Raw genomic sequence first — 14,984 nt, forward strand, 5'->3', positions numbered from 1 at the left:
GACACGCCGGGCCCGCCCGCCGACTCTGCGAGGATGACCGCATGACCGATCCCCGCCGCGACATGCTGCCGATGCGTGAGGCCCAGCACTCGTTCGACGTGGTGCTCCGCGGCTACGACCGGCACCAGGTGGCCGAGACGATCGAGCGCCTCGAGGCCGACATCCAGGTGGCGATGGCCGACCGCGACGCGGCGATGAGCCGCTCGGCGGATCTGGCCGGCCAGCTCTCGGCGCTGCACGGGGAGATCGACCAGCTGCGGCGCAAGGCCGCGTCCTCCGGTCCGACCACCTTCGAGAACATCAGCGAGCGCATCCAGCACATGCTGCGGCTGGCCGAGGAGGAGGCCGCCGAGATCCGGCGCTCGGCCGAGGAGGAGGCCCAGGCGCTGCGGGAGCACACCGCCGCCGAGGAACGGGCGATGCACGAGCGGCACGCCGCCGGCCAGGCCGAGGTCGACCGGATGATCGCCGAGGCCCGGCAGAACGCCGAGCAGATCGCCAGCAAGGCGCAGATCCGCGCCGACGAACTGGTCGCCAAGGCCCAGGAGAAGGTCGCCCGGCTCGACGCCGAGTCGCAGGCCCGGCGGGCCAAGGTCGAGGAGGACTTCGAGATCGCCCAGCGGGCGCGCCGCCAGGAGGCCGCCCGGCAGGACGAGGAGCGCGACCGCACCTCCGCCGAGGCCGCCCGACAGCGGGTCGCCGCGGCCGAGGAGCACGCCGCCCGGCTGGTCAGCGAGGCCGAGGCCGCCGCGACCGCCATCCGTGCGGTGCGCGACGAGCTCACCGGGCGGCTCCTCGAGGCGCGCTCGCTGCTCGAGCGCCTGCCCGACCTCGGCGACCGGCGCCCCGAGCCGCAGGCCGGCCCGCGGCCGCCCGCCCCGGTCCGTCCACAGCCGACCCCGCGCGTGCCGCAGCCCCAGCCCCAGCCGGCCTCCGAGGAGCAGCGGCAGCCGCAGCCGGTCGGGCCGGTCACGGCCCAGCAGCCGGTGGTGCGGCCCACGACGGCACCCCAGCCGGCGCAGCGGCCGGTCGATCCACCGACGGGCAACGGCGAGGCCGCCGCGGCCCGGCAGCCCACCCGGCCGCCGGCGCCCCCGACGCAGCCGGCCGTCACCCCGGCGGCCGACGCCCCCACCCAGCAGGTCACCCCGGACCAGGAGACGACCCAGCAGCTGCGCCCGGTCCCGACCGGGAGCACGGCCGCCTCCGCGCCGCCGCGGGTGGACCCGCCCACGCTCGTGCAGCCGGCCGTCACGCCCGACGACGCCGACACCGGCAGCCAGACCGTCACACCCGGCCGGCGCTGAGCCCGGCCGCTCCCCTCCTCGGTAGCGAGGCAGCGCACCACCGTCCGCCGGACACCGGTGTCCCGCGGGCGGCCCCGTCCACGGACGCCGGGAAGGCGAGGTGCCTCCCCGCCGTGCCCGGCACCGTCCCCGTCAGGCTGGCGTCCCGTCGTCGCCCTCGCGCACGGGCAGCACCGGCGTGGTCGTGGTCGGCGTCGCGCTGCTCGCGGTGCTCGGTGCGGCGGTCCTCGCCCTGGTCCCCGGTGGCGACCCGGCGGGCTCTTCCGCCGACGTCGACATGGGCCTGCTGTCGCTGCTGGCCGTGCTGACCGCCCGGGAGGGCGTCGACGTGGCCGCCCTCCCGCGGGACGGCGACGCCCAGGGTCCGGCCCGCAGCGCGCTGCTCACGGCCGTCGGTGGCGCCCCCGTCGGGTCCGGGGCACCGGCCACGGCGGCGCTGACGACCTGGCTGGACGCGCAGCGGCCGCCGTCCGCCGCCGACACCGTGGAGGTCACCGGGGACGGCGTCCTGCTGTCCCACCGTCACGCCTCCGACCCCGACGGGCCGGTGACCGAGGTCTCCCCGTGACTCCCGGTTGGACATGAGTCGCGAAGGGTGCGCGAATGGACGCCGGACCGGCACCCGGCCCCGCTCGCGCACCCGCTGGAGGAACCGTGGACCGCTGGATCCGCGTGCTGGCCGTCGTCGCCGTGACCGCCGGGACGGTGCTCGTCGCCCCGCCCGGGGCCGGCGCCGCCGAGACCGGCCTGCTGCGCCTGGCCCACCTGTCCCCCGACACCCCGGCCGTCGACGTCTACGTCGACTCGGTCTCCGACCCCGGCGACGGGAGGGCGCTGCTCACCGTGCCCGGGGTCGGCTACGGGACGATCTCCGGCTACCAGGACCTGCCCGAGGGCGTCTACACCGTCAGCATGCGCCAGGCCGGCGCCGACCCGGCCGCCCCGCCGGTGCTCTCCACCACCGTGCAGGTCGGCCCCGGCAGCGCCCGCACCGTCGCCGGCGTGGGTCGCTTCGCCGACCTGGGCCTGGAGGTGCTCGAGGACGACCTCACCCTCCCGCCGCCGGGCCGGGCACGGGTCCGGGTCGTCTCGGCCGCGGCCGACGCGCCGACGCTCGACGCCTCTGCGGGCGGCACCGACCTCGCCACCGGCCTGGCCTTCGCCGAGGCCGGCGACCGCACCAGCGTTCCCGGCGACGCCGACCGGCTGCGGGTGACCGTGGACGGCGAGCAGACCGAGCTGCCGTTGGAGCTGGACCCGGGCTCGGTGTACAGCCTGTTCGTCCTGGACCGGCCCGAGGGCGGGCTCACCGTGCGCACGGTCCTGGACGCCGCGGGCTCCGGCGTCGTCCCGACCGGCGGCGTGGAGACCGGCGCCGGGGGCACCGCGTCCGCGGAGCCGGCGCCGGGCGTCGTGGGCGGCGCGGTCGGCCTCACCGTCCTGACCGGCCTGCTGCTGGTCCGGCGGTCGCGGCGCCGTGCCGCGCGGCGCTGAGGCCCGGCCGGTGGGCCGCAGGCCGCGGTGGCCGGTGCTGCCGCTGGCCCGGGGGCTGCTCGCCGGCACCGCGGTCCTCGCCGGGGCGGTGGCACTGCTCTCCCCCGGCGCACCCGCACCGGCAGCGGCGGGGGCGCCGCCCGGCGCGACCGTCCCCGCCCCGGTGGTCGCCGAGGCCGGCACGGACGAGACGTCGGCGGCGCCCGTGCGCGTGCGCGTGCGCGTGCCGGCGATCGGGGTGGACAGCGAGCTGCTGCGGCTGGGCACCGACGCCTCCGGGGTCCTGGTGCCCCCGGACGACTTCGCCCGGGCCGGGTGGTTCGCCGGCGGCGCCGTCCCGGGCGACGTCGGACCCGCGGTGGTCGCCGGGCACGTCGACTCGGTCGACGGGCCGGCGGTCTTCTCCCGCCTGCGCGACCTCGCGCCCGGCGACGAGGTGCTCGTCGACCGCGCGGACGGGACGACGGCCCGCTTCACGGTGACCGGGGTCGGCCGGTACCCGAAGGACGACTTCCCGACCGAGGCGGTCTACGGGCCGACGCCGCGGGCGGAACTGCGGCTGGTCACCTGCGGCGGCGACTTCGACCGCTCCCGGCGCAGCTACGAGGACAACGTGGTCGTCTTCGCCCGTCAGGTGTGACGTCCCGCCCCGTCCCTCAGCGGCGGTGGCCGCGGGCGGACCAGCAGGTCGCGTGCCAGTGCCGGCGCAGGTCGGCGGCCGAGTCGGTGTCCCAGGCGTCGAGGTCGGAGTCGCGCGGATAGGCCGGCCAGGTCACCAGGTGCGGCGTCCCCGGGCGGATCTCCTGGTCGCAGCCGGGGCAGCGGTAGACCTTGCCGCTCGCGGCCCCGGTGAGCCGGCGCACCACCCAGTCGCCGTCCGCCGCCTCCTCCACCGTCTCGGGACGGCGCAGGGGGTCGCGGCCCGCAGGCCGCGACCCCCTGCGACCGCTGCGCCGGGGCACCGGGTCAGCGGCGCGCCACGTCACGGGCGGCGTGGTCCCGGAACCCGCGGCCGGTCTTGCGGCCCAGGTACCCGGCGGTGACCAGGTGCTCGAGCAGCGGGGCGGGCGCGAAGCCCGGCTCGCGGAACTCGGTGTACAGCTCGCGCTCGATGGCCAGGGACACGTCGAGGCCGACGACGTCCAGCAGCTCGAAGGGGCCCATCGGGTAGCCGCAGCCGACCTTCATGGCGGCGTCGATGTCGTCGGCCGTCGCGTAGTGCGCCTCGAGCATCTTCACCGCGTCGTTGAGGTAGGGGAACAGCAGTGCGTTGACGACGAAGCCGGCCCGGTCGGAGCAGGAGACGGCGTGCTTGCCCAGCCGCTGGCACACCGCGTGCGCCGTGGCCGCCACGTCGGGGGCGGTGGAGATCGTGGACACCACCTCCACCAGCTTCATCACCGGGGCCGGGTTGAAGAAGTGCATGCCGACGACGTCCTCGGGCCGACCGCTGGCCTTGGCGCACTCGATGACCGGCAGGCTGGAGGTCGTGGTGGCCAGCACCGCGCCGGGCTTGACGATCTCGCCGAGGTTGGCGAACAGCGCCTCCTTGACCGGCAGCGACTCGACGACGGCCTCGATGACCAGGTCGCGGTCGGCGAGCTCGTCGAGGACCGTCGTCCCGCTGACCCGGGCGAGCGCCTCGTCGCGCGTGGCCTCGTCGAGCCGACCGCGCTGCACCTGCTTCTCCAGCGACCTCGCCAGCTCGCGGTGCACCGCCTCGACCTTCTCCGGCGAGCGGGCGACGAAGCGGACGTCGTAACCGCCCTTGGCGACGACCTCGATGATGCCGGTGGCCATCGTCCCGGAGCCGACGACGCCCACCGTGGAGACCTCGCGGGCGCCCTCGGCGGCCCCGCCCTCGACCGGGGTGTGCGCGTCGGGCACGACCTCGGCGGAGTCCCGGCCGGCGTAGGTGTAGAAGCCGCGGCCGGACTTCCGGCCCAGCAGGCCCGCGGTCATCATCTGCTTGATGATCGGGCTGGGCGCGTGCAGCCGGTCGCGGGACTGCCGGTACATCGTCTCGAGGATCTCGTAGGCGGTGTCGATGCCGATGAGGTCCATGAGCGCCAGCGGGCCCATCGGCAGGCCGCAGCCCAGCCGCATGGCCGCGTCGATGTCCTCACGGCTGGCGTAGCGGTTCTCGTACATGGCGACCGCGTGGTTGAGGTAGCCGAACAGCAGCGCGTTGGCGATGAAGCCGGCCTTGTCGCCGATCGTGACGTCGACCTTGCCCAGCCGCGCGGCCAGCGCCTCGACGTCCTCGATCACCGACGGCTCGGTGACGACGGTGCGCACGACCTCGACCAGTTTCATGACCGGTGCCGGGTTGAAGAAGTGCATCCCGATGACCTTGCCCGGCCGCCCGGTCGCCACCGAGATCTCGGTGACCGACAGGCTCGAGGTGTTGGTGGCCAGGATGGTGTCCGGCGGGCAGATCTTGTCCAGCGCGGCGAAGATGTCGCGCTTGAGCTCCAGCCGCTCGGGCACGGCCTCGACGACCAGCTCGGCCTGCGCGAGGTCCTCCAGCGACGTGGCGAACCGGATCCGGCCCAGGATGGCGTCGCGGTCGGCGGGGTCGAGCTTGCCGCGCGCCACCGCCCGCCCGGTGGAGTGCTCCAGGTGCTCCCGCCCGCGGGCCACGGCCGCCTCGTCGACGTCCACGGCGGTCACCGACAGGCCCGCCCGGGCGAGGACCTCGGCGATGCCGGCGCCCATCGTGCCCAGCCCCACCACGCCGACCTCGGTCAGTTCTCTGGCCACGCTGCCGTCTCCTCTGCGCCGCGGATACCCCGGGGCAGTCTCTCATCCGCTCCCCGCCGCCCCGCCGCGAGCTTGCGGGCGGTGGGAGCAGAGGGTCCTCTCAGAAGAGCCGCTGCGTGGGGTCGTCGGTGCCCTTGAGGACGGCGTAGTCGACGGTCAGGCACTCGATGCCGCGGTCGCCGGCGAGCACCCGCGCCTGCGGCTTGATCTCCTGCGCGGCGAACACCCCGCGCACCGGCGCGAGCAGCGGGTCGCGGTTGAGCAGCTCGAGGTAGCGGGTCAGCTGCTCCACGCCGTCGATCTCGCCGCGGCGCTTGACCTCGACGGCCACGGTGGCGCCGTCGGCGTCCCGGCAGAGCAGGTCCACCGGACCGATGGCGGTCGGGTACTCACGGCGCACCAGCGACCAGCCCTGCCCGAAGGTCTCCACGTGCAGCGCGAGCAGCCGCTGCAGCTCGGCCTCGACGCCGTCCTTCTGCAGGCCCGGGTCGACGCCGAGCTCGTGGGAGCTGTCGTGCTCGACCGACTCGATGGTGATGATCAGCTGCTCGCCGGCCTTGTTGGTGACCGTCCAGGTGCCGGAGGCCCCGTCAGGACCGCTGACCAGCTCGTCCTTGAACGAGCACGGCGGGGTCATCCAGTTCAGCGGCTTGTAGGCGCGGTCGTCGGCGTGCACGGAGACCGAGCCGTCGGCCTTGACCAGCAGCAGCCGCGGCGCCATGGGCAGGTGGGCGGTCAGCCGCCCCACGTAGTCGACCGAGCAGCGGGCGATGACCAGGCGCACGGGGACCGACGGTACCGAACCGGCAACGACGGGCCCGGGACGCCGGGGGTCCCCGCGGTGGCACGGCATCCTGACCGGGTGAGACCTGCTCCGCTGACGGCCGTCCTGGCCGCGCTCGTGCTGGTGGCCGGGTGCGCCGGCGACAGCGGCCGCGACGCGGCTCCCCCGCCGGCGCCCGTCCCCGACGGACCGGGTCGGCTGGTGCTCGAGGTGGAGCACGTCGGCGGCTTCAGCACACCCGAGGCGCTGGCCGCCCGGGTGCCGCTCGTCGCCGTCTACGGCGACGGCCGGGTCGTGGCGCCGGGGGCGCAGATCGAGGTCTACCCGCCGCCTGCGCTGCCCTCCCTGCAGGTGTGGCAGCTCGACGCCGAGGAGGTGCAGACCGTCGTCGACCGCGCCGTCACGGCCGGGGTGACGGACACCGCCGACCCGGGCTCACCCCCGGTCGCCGACGCCCCGGCGACCCGCTTCACCCTCGTCACCGACGCGGGGACGTCGGTGCGCGAGGTCCCCGCGCTGTTCGAGCTGCCCGACGACAGCGGGCTCACCCCGGAGCAGCAGGCGGCCCGCGGCGAGCTGCGCGGGCTGCTCGAGGTGCTCACCTCACCCGAGCCGCTCGGCGCCACCGGCCCGGAGCCCTACGCGGCCACGGCGGTGGCGGCCGTCGCCGGGCCGTGGACGCCGCCCACCGACCCCGCGCTGCTGCAACCGGAGGCGGCCTGGCCCGGCCCCGCACTGCCCGGCGAGCCCCTCCCCGGCGGGCCGCTGACCGGCGGGGCGGGCCTGTCCTGCGTCGTCGCCCGGGGAGCCGAGGCGGAGGCCGTCCTGGCCGCGGCCGCGTCGGCGACCACGCTCACGCCGTGGGTCGCCGGCGACGGCAGCCGGTGGACGCTCACCCTGCGCCCGCTGCTGCCGCACGAGACCGGCTGCGCCGACCTCGCCGGCTGAGACGACGCGGGCCCGGCTCCTCCGGGCGGGAGGGCCGGGCCTGCGGGGGGTCCCGTCCAGGGCCCCGCCGCGAGTCTGCGAGCGGTGGGGAGGACGGGGTCCTTCTCAGGCGGTCACGGGCTGGCGCAGGTCGTCGTCCACCTCGACCCGGGCCACCGGGTCGACCGTGGAGGTCGACCGGTACCGGTCCACGTCGAGGATGCCCTCGCGCTTGGCGACGATCGTCGGGACCAGCGCCTGACCGGCGACGTTCACCGCGGTCCGGCCCATGTCCAGGATCGGGTCGATCGCCAGCAGCAGGCCGACGCCGGCCAGCGGCAGCCCGAGCGTGGAGAGGGTCAGCGTGAGCATGACCACCGCGCCGGTCACCCCGGCCGTGGCCGCCGAGCCGACGACCGAGACCAGCGCGATGAGCAGGTAGTCGGTGAGGCCGAGGTCCACGCCGAAGAACTGCGCCACGAAGATCGCGGCCAGCGCCGGGTAGATCGCCGCGCAGCCGTCCATCTTCGTGGTCGCGCCCAGCGGGACGGCGAAGGACGCGTAGGACCGCGGCACCCCGAGGTTCTGCTCGGTCACCCGCTCGGTCACCGGCAGGGTGCCGATCGAGGAGCGGGACACGAACGCCAGCTGGATCGCCGGCCAGGCGCCGGCGAAGTACCGCAGCGGCGAGAGGCCGTGCAGCCGCAGCAGCACCGGGTAGACGACGAAGAGCACGAGCGCGAGGCCGACGTAGACCGACCCGGCGAAGACGCCGAGCGATCCCAGGGACTCCCAGCCGTAGCTGGCCACGGCGTTGCCGATCAGACCGACGGTGCCGATCGGGGCCAGCAGGATGACCCACCACAGCAGCTTCTGCACGATCGCCAGCGCCGAGCGGGTCAGCGCCAGGAACGGCTCGGCCGGCTCGCCGACCTTGAGCGCGGCGACGCCGATCGCCACGGCCAGCACGATCAGCTGGAGCACGTTGAAGGACAGGCCGCCGTCGGCCGAGGACTGCAGGCCGAGGACGTTGGCGGGCACCAGCCCGGTGAGGAAGTCCCACCAGGAACCGGTGGTCTCGGGCGCGGCCTGGGCGGCGGCGTCGACGGAGCTGTTGCGGCCCGGCTGGGTGAGCAGGCCCAGGCCGATGCCGAGGGACACCGCGACGAGGGCGGTGATCGCGAACCACAGCAGCGTCTGCCCGGCCAGGCGGGCGGCGTTGGAGACCTGCCGGAGGTTGGCGATGCTGACGATCACCGCGGTGACGATCAGCGGCGGGACGAGGACCTTGAGCAGCGTGACGAAGGTGCTGCCGACGGTCTGCAGGGTGCTGGTCAGCCAGTTCGGCGTCCCGTCGGCGACGGGACCCATGTCCCGGGCGACGAGCCCGAGGGCGACGCCCAGCACGAGGGCGAGGAGGACCTGCGCCGCGAACGGGACGCGGCGGAGACGAGCGAGCACGGGAGTGCCTTCCAGGGACGGTGCGGAGGGGACGACGGAGCGCGCGAGCACTCAGGAGTCGGCCGTCATCCGTCCGAAGTCGAGCGCACGCCGCCGGGTGAGGTCCCATCTGTCGCGCACGTCAGAGGACAAGGCGCCCCCGCCGTCCGCCCATCCCCCGTGTGCGCACTCTCACTCACGCAGCGGGAGGCCCCAGGGCGTCTCCGGAGGGCGGCCACCCTCCAGGGTCCCGCCGGCCCCGTCCCGGGTCCCGCCCCGAGCCTGCGAAGGGCGGGGAGGACGGGGTCCTCCGACGAGTGGCGGGGCGCAGGGGTCCTCTTTCAGTCGGGCCAGACCGGGCGTCGCTTCTCCAGGAACGCCGACATGCCCTCGACCGCGCCGGGCAGCTGGCTGGCGGCGGCCATCACCTCGACCGCGGTGGTGTAGGCGTCCCGCTCGGGGCGGCCGAGCTGGGCGTGCATCGTCTGCTTGCCCCACGCCTTGCTCGCCCGCGACCCGCGGGTGGCCCGGGCCATGAGGTCGGCGACGGCGGCGTCGAGCTCGGCGTCGGGCACCACCCGGTTGACCAGCCCCCAGTCCAGCGCGGTGGCCGCGTCGATGACGTCGCCGGTGAGCGCCAGCTCCATGGCCCGCTTGCGGCCGACGTCGCGGGCGATGGCCACCATCGGCGTGTGGCAGAACCAGCCGCCCTTGCCGCCGGGCGCGGCGAAGCCGGCCGACTCGGCGGCGACGGCGAGGTCGCACGAGGCCACCAGCTGGCAGCCGGCCGCGGTGGCCAGGGCGTGCACCCGGGCCAGCACCACCTGCGGGACGTCGTGCAGCGTCTGCATGAGCTCGGTGCACAGCTGCAGCAGGCCGCGCACCTCGGGGACCGGTCGGCCGGCGACGTCGGCGAAGTCGTGCCCGGCGCTGAACACCGGCCCCTCCGCGGCGATCACCAGCCCGGCCGCGTCGCTCTCCCCCACCGCCGTCACGGCGCCCAGCAGCTGGGTCAGGTGGTCCCGGGAGAGCGCGTTGCGCTTGGCCGGCCGGCACATCGTGAGGGTGACGACGTCGCCGTCCCGCTCGACCCGGGGTTCGCCCTCTGCAGTCATGGGCCGACGCTAGCCGACCGCGGCACGGGCAGGGGCGCCCCGTGCAACCGCCCACGGCCGCCCGCCTTGGCGCCGTACATGGCCTGGTCGGCCTCCTGCAGGGCCTCCTCGAAGGGTGTGCCGGGCTCGGCCATGGCCAGCCCGATGCTCGCCGAGACCCGCACGTGGCGGCGTCCGACCGCGACGCGGTCCACCAGCGCGAGGACGAGGCGCTGCCCGAAGGTCGTCGCCGTCCCGTGGTCCACGCCGGGCAGGACGGCGGCGAACTCGTCGCCGCCGAGCCGCCCGACGACCGCGCCGGGCACCTCCTCCAGGTGCGTGCGGAGGCGCTCGGCGAGGCGGACGAGCACCTGGTCCCCCACGGCGTGTCCCCCGCGGTCGTTGACCTCCTTGAAGTGGTCGACGTCGATGAACAGGACCGCACCGCCGCCGGTGAGCGCGGCCCGGCCCGCGTCGAGGAGGTGGGCGCGGTTGGCCAGGCCGGTCAGCGGGTCCTGCCGGGCCACCCGGGTGAGGGCCCGGCGCCACCGGTCGGCGTCGGTGGCCACGGTGGTCAGCCGGTCGACGACCTCGGCCAGGACCCCCTCCTGCTCGGCGTCGGCGTCCGGCGCCAGGTCGCGCACCGCGGTGGAGAGCAGGTCGAGGACCTCGTCCAGCGGCGCGCCGGTGGCGACGGCCTCGAGCACCCGCCCCTGGGACACCAGCAGGCGGGCGTCCCACCGGTGTGCCGCGACCTGGCGCCGCAGGGAGAGGACGCTGCGCACGAGGTGGACCTGGATCTGCAGGACGTCGAGGTCGTCCCCGGAGAAGGAGCGGACGTCGTCGTCGGAGACCTCCAGCGAGCCGAGGACGAAGCCGTCCTCGTCGATCAGGGGGACGCCGAGGTAGGAGCGGATCGCGCCGGCCGCCACCGCCGGGTTCTCGGCGAACACCGGGTGCGCCAGCGCGTCGGTCACCTCCAGCGGCTCCCGCATCGCCACCACGTGGGCGCAGAACGACAGCTCGTCGGGGACGTTCGAGGACGGCACCCCGACGCCGATCTCGGCGGGGAAGCACTGCAGGTCCGGGCCGACGAGGTCGATCACCGCGATGGGCGCGTGCAGAGCGCGGGCCGTGTAGGCCACCACGGCATCGAGGTCGGCGTCGCCGGCGTGGCCGCCGAGCCGGTAGCTGGCGATCGCGGCGAGGCGGTCGGGGTCGGCCACGGCGGGACGGGGGCTCTGCACGCGCCGGACCGTAGCGGCTGGGGTGACGATCCACACACGAGGCGACACCCCGGGTTGCCCGTGTCGCGGGACCGCTCCGGCCCTCCGGGCGGGGACCCGGACAGGGCAGGATCTCGGCATGGACCCCGTGCGCTTCGGACTGGTGGGCTACGGCTTCGGCGGCCGGTACTTCCACGCACCCCTGCTGGCGGCCGCGCCGGAGGTCGACCTGCTCGGCGTGGTCACGACGTCGGCCGAGCGGCGGGCGCAGGTCGCCGCGGAGCACCCCGGCCTGCGCACCTTCGGCTCGCTCGACGAGCTGGCCGACGCCGGCGCCGAGGCGGTGGCGATCTCCACCCCGGCGGACACGCACACCCCGCTGAGCGAGCAGGCACTGGGTCTGGACCTCGCCGTGGTCTGCGACAAGCCCTTCGCGCTGGACGCCGCGGCCGCGGAGGGGACGGTGCAGCTGGCCGCGGCCCGCCGGCTGGCGCTGGCGCCGTACCAGAACCGCCGCTGGGACTCCGACTACCGCACCGTCCGGGCGCTCGCGGACGCCGGCCGGCTCGGCACGGTGACCCGCTTCGAGTCGCGCTTCGAGCGGTTCGAGCCCGAACCGGGCCCGCCGGCCGCGGGCGGCGGCACGCTGCTGGACTTCGGCAGCCACCTGGTCGACCAGGCACTGCTGCTGCTCGGCCCGGTGACGAGCGTCTACGCCGAGTGGCGGGTGCGGGAGTCGGGCCTGGACGACGACGTCTTCGTCGCGCTCACGCACGCCGACGGCGCCCGCTCGCACCTGTGGGGCAGCTGGAGCCAGGGCGCCCCCGGCGACCGCTTCCGGGTCAGCGGCACCGAGGGCGCCTACGTCGTCGGCGGGCCGATGGACGGGCAGGAGGCCGCGCTGCTGGCCGGGCAGACGCCGGCGACGCTGGACGAGCACTGGGGCGCCGAGCCGCAGGAGCGTTGGGGCCGGCTGTGCCGCGGCGACGACGGCGTCGTGGTGCCCACCGAGCGCGGCCGCTGGGACACCTTCTACCCGGCCTTCGCCGCCGCCGTCCGCGGGCAGGGGCCGGTGCCGGTCGACCCGCGGGACGCCGTCGCCACCGCCCGGGTGCTCGACGCCGCCCGCCGCAGCGCCACCGAGGGCGTCGCCGTCCCCTTGGGCTGACGTGGACCCCGGACTGCCACCGCCGACGCCACCGGACGACGTCCGGCCGGCCCTGCTGCGGCAGACCTGGCGGGACGTCGCCTTCCTGCACTGGCCCCTCGACCCGGCCGTCGCTGCCGGTCTGCTGCCGCCGGGCACCCGGCCGGACGTGCTGGCCGACGTGACCTATGCCGGCGTGGTGGCGCTGCGGATCACGCGCACGGCTCTCGGCGCCGGCCCCGCGCTGCCGTGGGCCGGGTCGTTCGCCGAGGTCAACGTCCGGCTGTACGCCGTGGACCGGCGCGGGCGGCGCGGCGTCGTCTTCCTGCGCATGGACGCCGAGCGGCTGCTGCCCGTGCTGGCGGCGCGGGCCGTCACCCGCCTGCCGTACGTGCGGTCGCACACTCGCGTGCAACGCGACGACGACCTGTGCGTCGTGGTCGCCGGCCGGCACCTGCGGATCGTCCTGCGCGTCGGGGCCCCGCTGCCCGCGGGTCCGCTGGAGCATTTCGTGACCGACCGCTGGGGCCTGCACACGCGGGTCGCCGGCCGCACCGTCCACCTGCCGGTGGCGCACCCACCGTGGCCGCTGCAGACCGCCGAGCTCGTCGATCTCGCCGGTGACCCGCTGGCCGCGGCGGGGATCCCCGCAGCGCCCGGTCCTCCGGTGAGCGTCCTGTTCTCCCCCGGTGTGGACGACGTCCGCCTCGGGCTCCCGAGCCGGACGTGAGCGCAGCGGCCCCTCCTCGGCGTCCCCGAGCCTGCGGGGAGAGCCCGGAGGTCCTCCCTCAGAGGCCGTTGGCCTCGCGGACCACGTCGACGATCTGGCCCATGATGTCGGTCAGCCCGAAGTCCTTGGGCGTGAAGACGCGGGCCACCCCCTGCTCCCGCAGCCGGCGGGCGTCGCTGTCAGGGACGATCCCGCCGACGACCACGGGAACGTCGTCGAGGCCCGCATCCCGCAACCCCTGCAGCACCGCCGGCACCACCTGCAGGTGCGAGCCGGAGAGCACCGACAGGCCGACGACGTGCACGTCCTCCTCGACCGCGGCGCTCACGATCTGCGCCGGGGTGAGCCGGATGCCCTGGTAGACGACCTCGAAGCCGGCGTCCCGGGCGCGGACGGCGATCTGCTCGGCGCCGTTGCTGTGCCCGTCCAGGCCCGGCTTGCCGACCAGGAACCGCAGTCGCCCGCCGAGCTCCTCACCGGTGGCGCGCACCCGCTCCCGGACGACGGCCAACGACGCGTCGGCCTCGCCACCCCCGGCGGCCGCGGCGACGCCGGTGGGCGCCCGGTACTCGCCGAACACCTCGCGCAGGACGCCGGCCCACTCCCCCGTCGTCACGCCGGCGCGGGCGCACTCGAGGGTGGCGGCCATGAGGTTCTCGTCGGTGCCGGCGACCGCACGCAGCCGCGTGAGCGCCCGCTCGACCGGCTCCGGGTCGCGCTCGGCGCGCCACTTCTGCACCGACTCGCAGGCGGCGGTCTCGACCGCGGGGTCGACCACCTGGATGGCGGCGTCGAGGTCGGCCAGCAGCGGGTTGGGCTCGGTGGCCTCGAACCGGTTGACGCCGACGACGACGACGTCCCCGCTCTCCATCCGGCGGCGCCGCTCGGCGAGCGAGGCGACCAGCTGGCCCTTCATGTAGCCGGACTCGACGGCGGCCACCGCGCCGCCCATCTCCTGCACGCGGGCGATCTCCGCGCGGGCGCCCTCGACCAGCTCGGCGACCTTCTGCTCCACGACCACCGAGCCGGTGAACAGGTCGTCGTACTCGAGCAGGTCGGTCTCGTAGGCCAGCACCTGCTGCAGCCGCAGCGACCACTGCTGGTCCCACGGCCGGGGCAGGCCCAGGGCCTCGTTCCAGGCAGGTAGCTGCACGGCCCGGGCGCGGGCGTCCCTGGACAGGGTGACCGCCAGCATCTCCAGCACGATCCGCTGCACGTTGTTCTCCGGCTGGGCCTCCGTCAGGCCCAGGGAGTTGACCTGCACGCCGTAGCGGAAACGGCGGTGCCTGGGGTCCTGCACGCCGTAGCGCTCGAGGGTCAGCTCGTCCCACAGCTGGGTGAACGCCCGCATCTTGCACATCTCCTCGACGAAGCGGACGCCCGCGTTGACGAAGAAGGAGATGCGCGCGACGACCTCCCCGAAGCGCTCCTGCGGCACCTGGCCGGAGTCGCGCACCGAGTCCAGGACGGCGATCGCGGTGCTCATCGCGTAGGCGATCTCCTGCACCGGCGTCGCCCCGGCCTCCTGCAGGTGGTAGCTGCAGATGTTGGTCGGGTTCCACTTCGGCATCGCCGACACCGTGTAGGCGACCATGTCGGTGATCAGCCGCATCGAGGGCCCGGGCGGGAAGACGTACGTCCCCCGCGACAGGTACTCCTTGATGATGTCGTTCTGCGTCGTCCCCGCGAGCTTGCTGACGTCGTGACCGTGCTCCTCCGCGACCGCCTGGTAGAGCGCCAGCAGCCACATCGCCGTCGCGTTGATCGTCATCGACGTGTTCATCTCGTCGAGCGGGATGCCGTCGAAGAGCGCGCGCATGTCGCCGATGTGCGTGATCGGCACGCCGACCTTGCCGACCTCACCGACGGAGAGCTCGTCGTCGGGGTCGTAGCCCGTCTGCGTCGGCAGGTCGAAGGCGACCGACAGGCCGGTCTGCCCCTTGGCGAGGTTGCGCCGGTACAGCGCGTTGGACTCGGCCGGCGACGAGTGACCGGCGTAGGTGCGCATGACCCAGGGGCGGTCGCGCTCCTCCGGCAGGTGCGGGAACGGCATGCCAGCGGAGTGTAGGGGT

At 75.5% G+C, this 14,984-nt stretch carries 14 protein-coding genes; 7 read left to right on the forward strand and 7 right to left on the reverse strand.

Going from position 1 to position 14,984, the window contains the following annotated elements:
- Positions 1-41 precede the first annotated feature (41 nt).
- The 4 genes from BLS21_RS00895 to BLS21_RS00910 all read left to right on the forward strand — a co-directional run bounded on the left by BLS21_RS00895 (position 42) and on the right by BLS21_RS00910 (position 3,441).
- Positions 42-1,307 (forward strand): coiled-coil domain-containing protein, encoded by a 1,266-nt coding sequence (locus tag BLS21_RS00895; RefSeq protein ID WP_091212640.1) that lies wholly within the window; start codon positions 42-44, stop codon positions 1,305-1,307.
- 178 nt (positions 1,308-1,485) lie between these two features.
- On the forward strand, positions 1,486-1,875 hold the full coding sequence (locus BLS21_RS00900) for a hypothetical protein (RefSeq protein ID WP_091212643.1): 390 nt from the start codon (positions 1,486-1,488) through the stop codon (positions 1,873-1,875).
- 86 nt (positions 1,876-1,961) lie between these two features.
- Complete coding sequence (locus tag BLS21_RS00905; RefSeq protein ID WP_245699889.1) at positions 1,962-2,801, forward strand: DUF4397 domain-containing protein; 840 nt, start codon at positions 1,962-1,964, stop codon at positions 2,799-2,801.
- Between the two features lie 10 nt (positions 2,802-2,811).
- Entirely contained in the window at positions 2,812-3,441 is a 630-nt protein-coding gene (locus tag BLS21_RS00910) for a class F sortase (protein WP_245699890.1), read from the forward strand.
- 16 nt (positions 3,442-3,457) lie between these two features.
- Here the strand turns inward: BLS21_RS00910 and BLS21_RS00915 are convergent, their stop codons facing one another.
- From BLS21_RS00915 to nucS, 3 genes are all read right to left on the reverse strand, one after another.
- Positions 3,458-3,787, reverse strand: coding sequence for a hypothetical protein (locus tag BLS21_RS00915; protein ID WP_245699892.1), 330 nt, complete (start codon positions 3,785-3,787; stop codon positions 3,458-3,460).
- Positions 3,768-5,564 (reverse strand): 3-hydroxyacyl-CoA dehydrogenase family protein, encoded by a 1,797-nt coding sequence (locus tag BLS21_RS00920; RefSeq protein WP_091212648.1) that lies wholly within the window; start codon positions 5,562-5,564, stop codon positions 3,768-3,770. Before BLS21_RS00920 ends, BLS21_RS00915 begins: the two co-directional genes overlap by 20 nt.
- 100 nt (positions 5,565-5,664) lie before the next feature.
- Positions 5,665-6,348: an endonuclease NucS gene (gene nucS / locus BLS21_RS00925; protein WP_091212650.1), complete on the reverse strand. Its 684-nt coding sequence runs from the start codon at positions 6,346-6,348 to the stop codon at positions 5,665-5,667.
- 78 nt (positions 6,349-6,426) lie between these two features.
- On the opposite strand from nucS, the gene BLS21_RS00930 reads away from it, so the two are divergent.
- Positions 6,427-7,296, forward strand: a complete 870-nt coding sequence (locus BLS21_RS00930; protein WP_091212653.1) for a hypothetical protein — start codon at positions 6,427-6,429, stop codon at positions 7,294-7,296.
- Between the two features lie 105 nt (positions 7,297-7,401).
- On the opposite strand, the gene BLS21_RS00935 is transcribed toward BLS21_RS00930, so the two are convergent.
- From BLS21_RS00935 to BLS21_RS25690, 3 genes are all read right to left on the reverse strand, one after another.
- Positions 7,402-8,736, reverse strand: coding sequence for a dicarboxylate/amino acid:cation symporter (locus tag BLS21_RS00935; RefSeq protein WP_091212656.1), 1,335 nt, complete (start codon positions 8,734-8,736; stop codon positions 7,402-7,404).
- Between the two features lie 320 nt (positions 8,737-9,056).
- A complete protein-coding gene (locus tag BLS21_RS00940) occupies positions 9,057-9,830 on the reverse strand; it encodes an enoyl-CoA hydratase-related protein (protein ID WP_091212659.1) in 774 nt (257 codons plus the stop codon).
- Positions 9,827-11,056, reverse strand: a complete 1,230-nt coding sequence (locus BLS21_RS25690; RefSeq protein ID WP_175479350.1) for a sensor domain-containing diguanylate cyclase — start codon at positions 11,054-11,056, stop codon at positions 9,827-9,829. Before BLS21_RS25690 ends, BLS21_RS00940 begins: the two co-directional genes overlap by 4 nt.
- Before the next feature lie 118 nt (positions 11,057-11,174).
- Here BLS21_RS25690 and BLS21_RS00950 point away from each other — a divergent pair, with 118 nt between their 5' ends.
- Both BLS21_RS00950 and BLS21_RS00955 read left to right on the forward strand, forming a co-directional pair.
- Positions 11,175-12,203, forward strand: a complete 1,029-nt coding sequence (locus BLS21_RS00950; RefSeq protein ID WP_091212665.1) for a Gfo/Idh/MocA family protein — start codon at positions 11,175-11,177, stop codon at positions 12,201-12,203.
- Between the two features lies 1 nt (position 12,204).
- Positions 12,205-12,912 carry a YqjF family protein gene (locus tag BLS21_RS00955; RefSeq protein ID WP_091212667.1) on the forward strand — a complete coding sequence of 236 codons (708 nt, stop codon included), beginning with the start codon at positions 12,205-12,207 and terminating at the stop codon, positions 12,910-12,912.
- A 58-nt stretch (positions 12,913-12,970) separates the two neighbouring features.
- Here the strand turns inward: BLS21_RS00955 and BLS21_RS00960 are convergent, their stop codons facing one another.
- Positions 12,971-14,965: a protein meaA gene (locus BLS21_RS00960; RefSeq protein WP_091212670.1), complete on the reverse strand. Its 1,995-nt coding sequence runs from the start codon at positions 14,963-14,965 to the stop codon at positions 12,971-12,973.
- Positions 14,966-14,984 lie beyond the last annotated feature (19 nt).

The sequence above is a fragment of the Geodermatophilus siccatus genome (assembly GCF_900103785.1).
Classification (GTDB): domain Bacteria; phylum Actinomycetota; class Actinomycetes; order Mycobacteriales; family Geodermatophilaceae; genus Geodermatophilus; species Geodermatophilus siccatus.

Excerpts from the sequence above, each read along its gene's own strand:
- BLS21_RS00960 (WP_091212670.1), bottom strand. The coding sequence starts at position 14,965 with ATGCCGTTCCCGCACCTGCCGGAGGAGCGCGACCGCCCCTGGGTCATG.
- BLS21_RS00940 (WP_091212659.1), bottom strand. The coding sequence starts at position 9,830 with ATGACTGCAGAGGGCGAACCCCGGGTCGAGCGGGACGGCGACGTCGTC.
- BLS21_RS00950 (WP_091212665.1), top strand. The coding sequence starts at position 11,175 with ATGGACCCCGTGCGCTTCGGACTGGTGGGCTACGGCTTCGGCGGCCGG.
- BLS21_RS00895 (WP_091212640.1), top strand. The coding sequence starts at position 42 with ATGACCGATCCCCGCCGCGACATGCTGCCGATGCGTGAGGCCCAGCAC.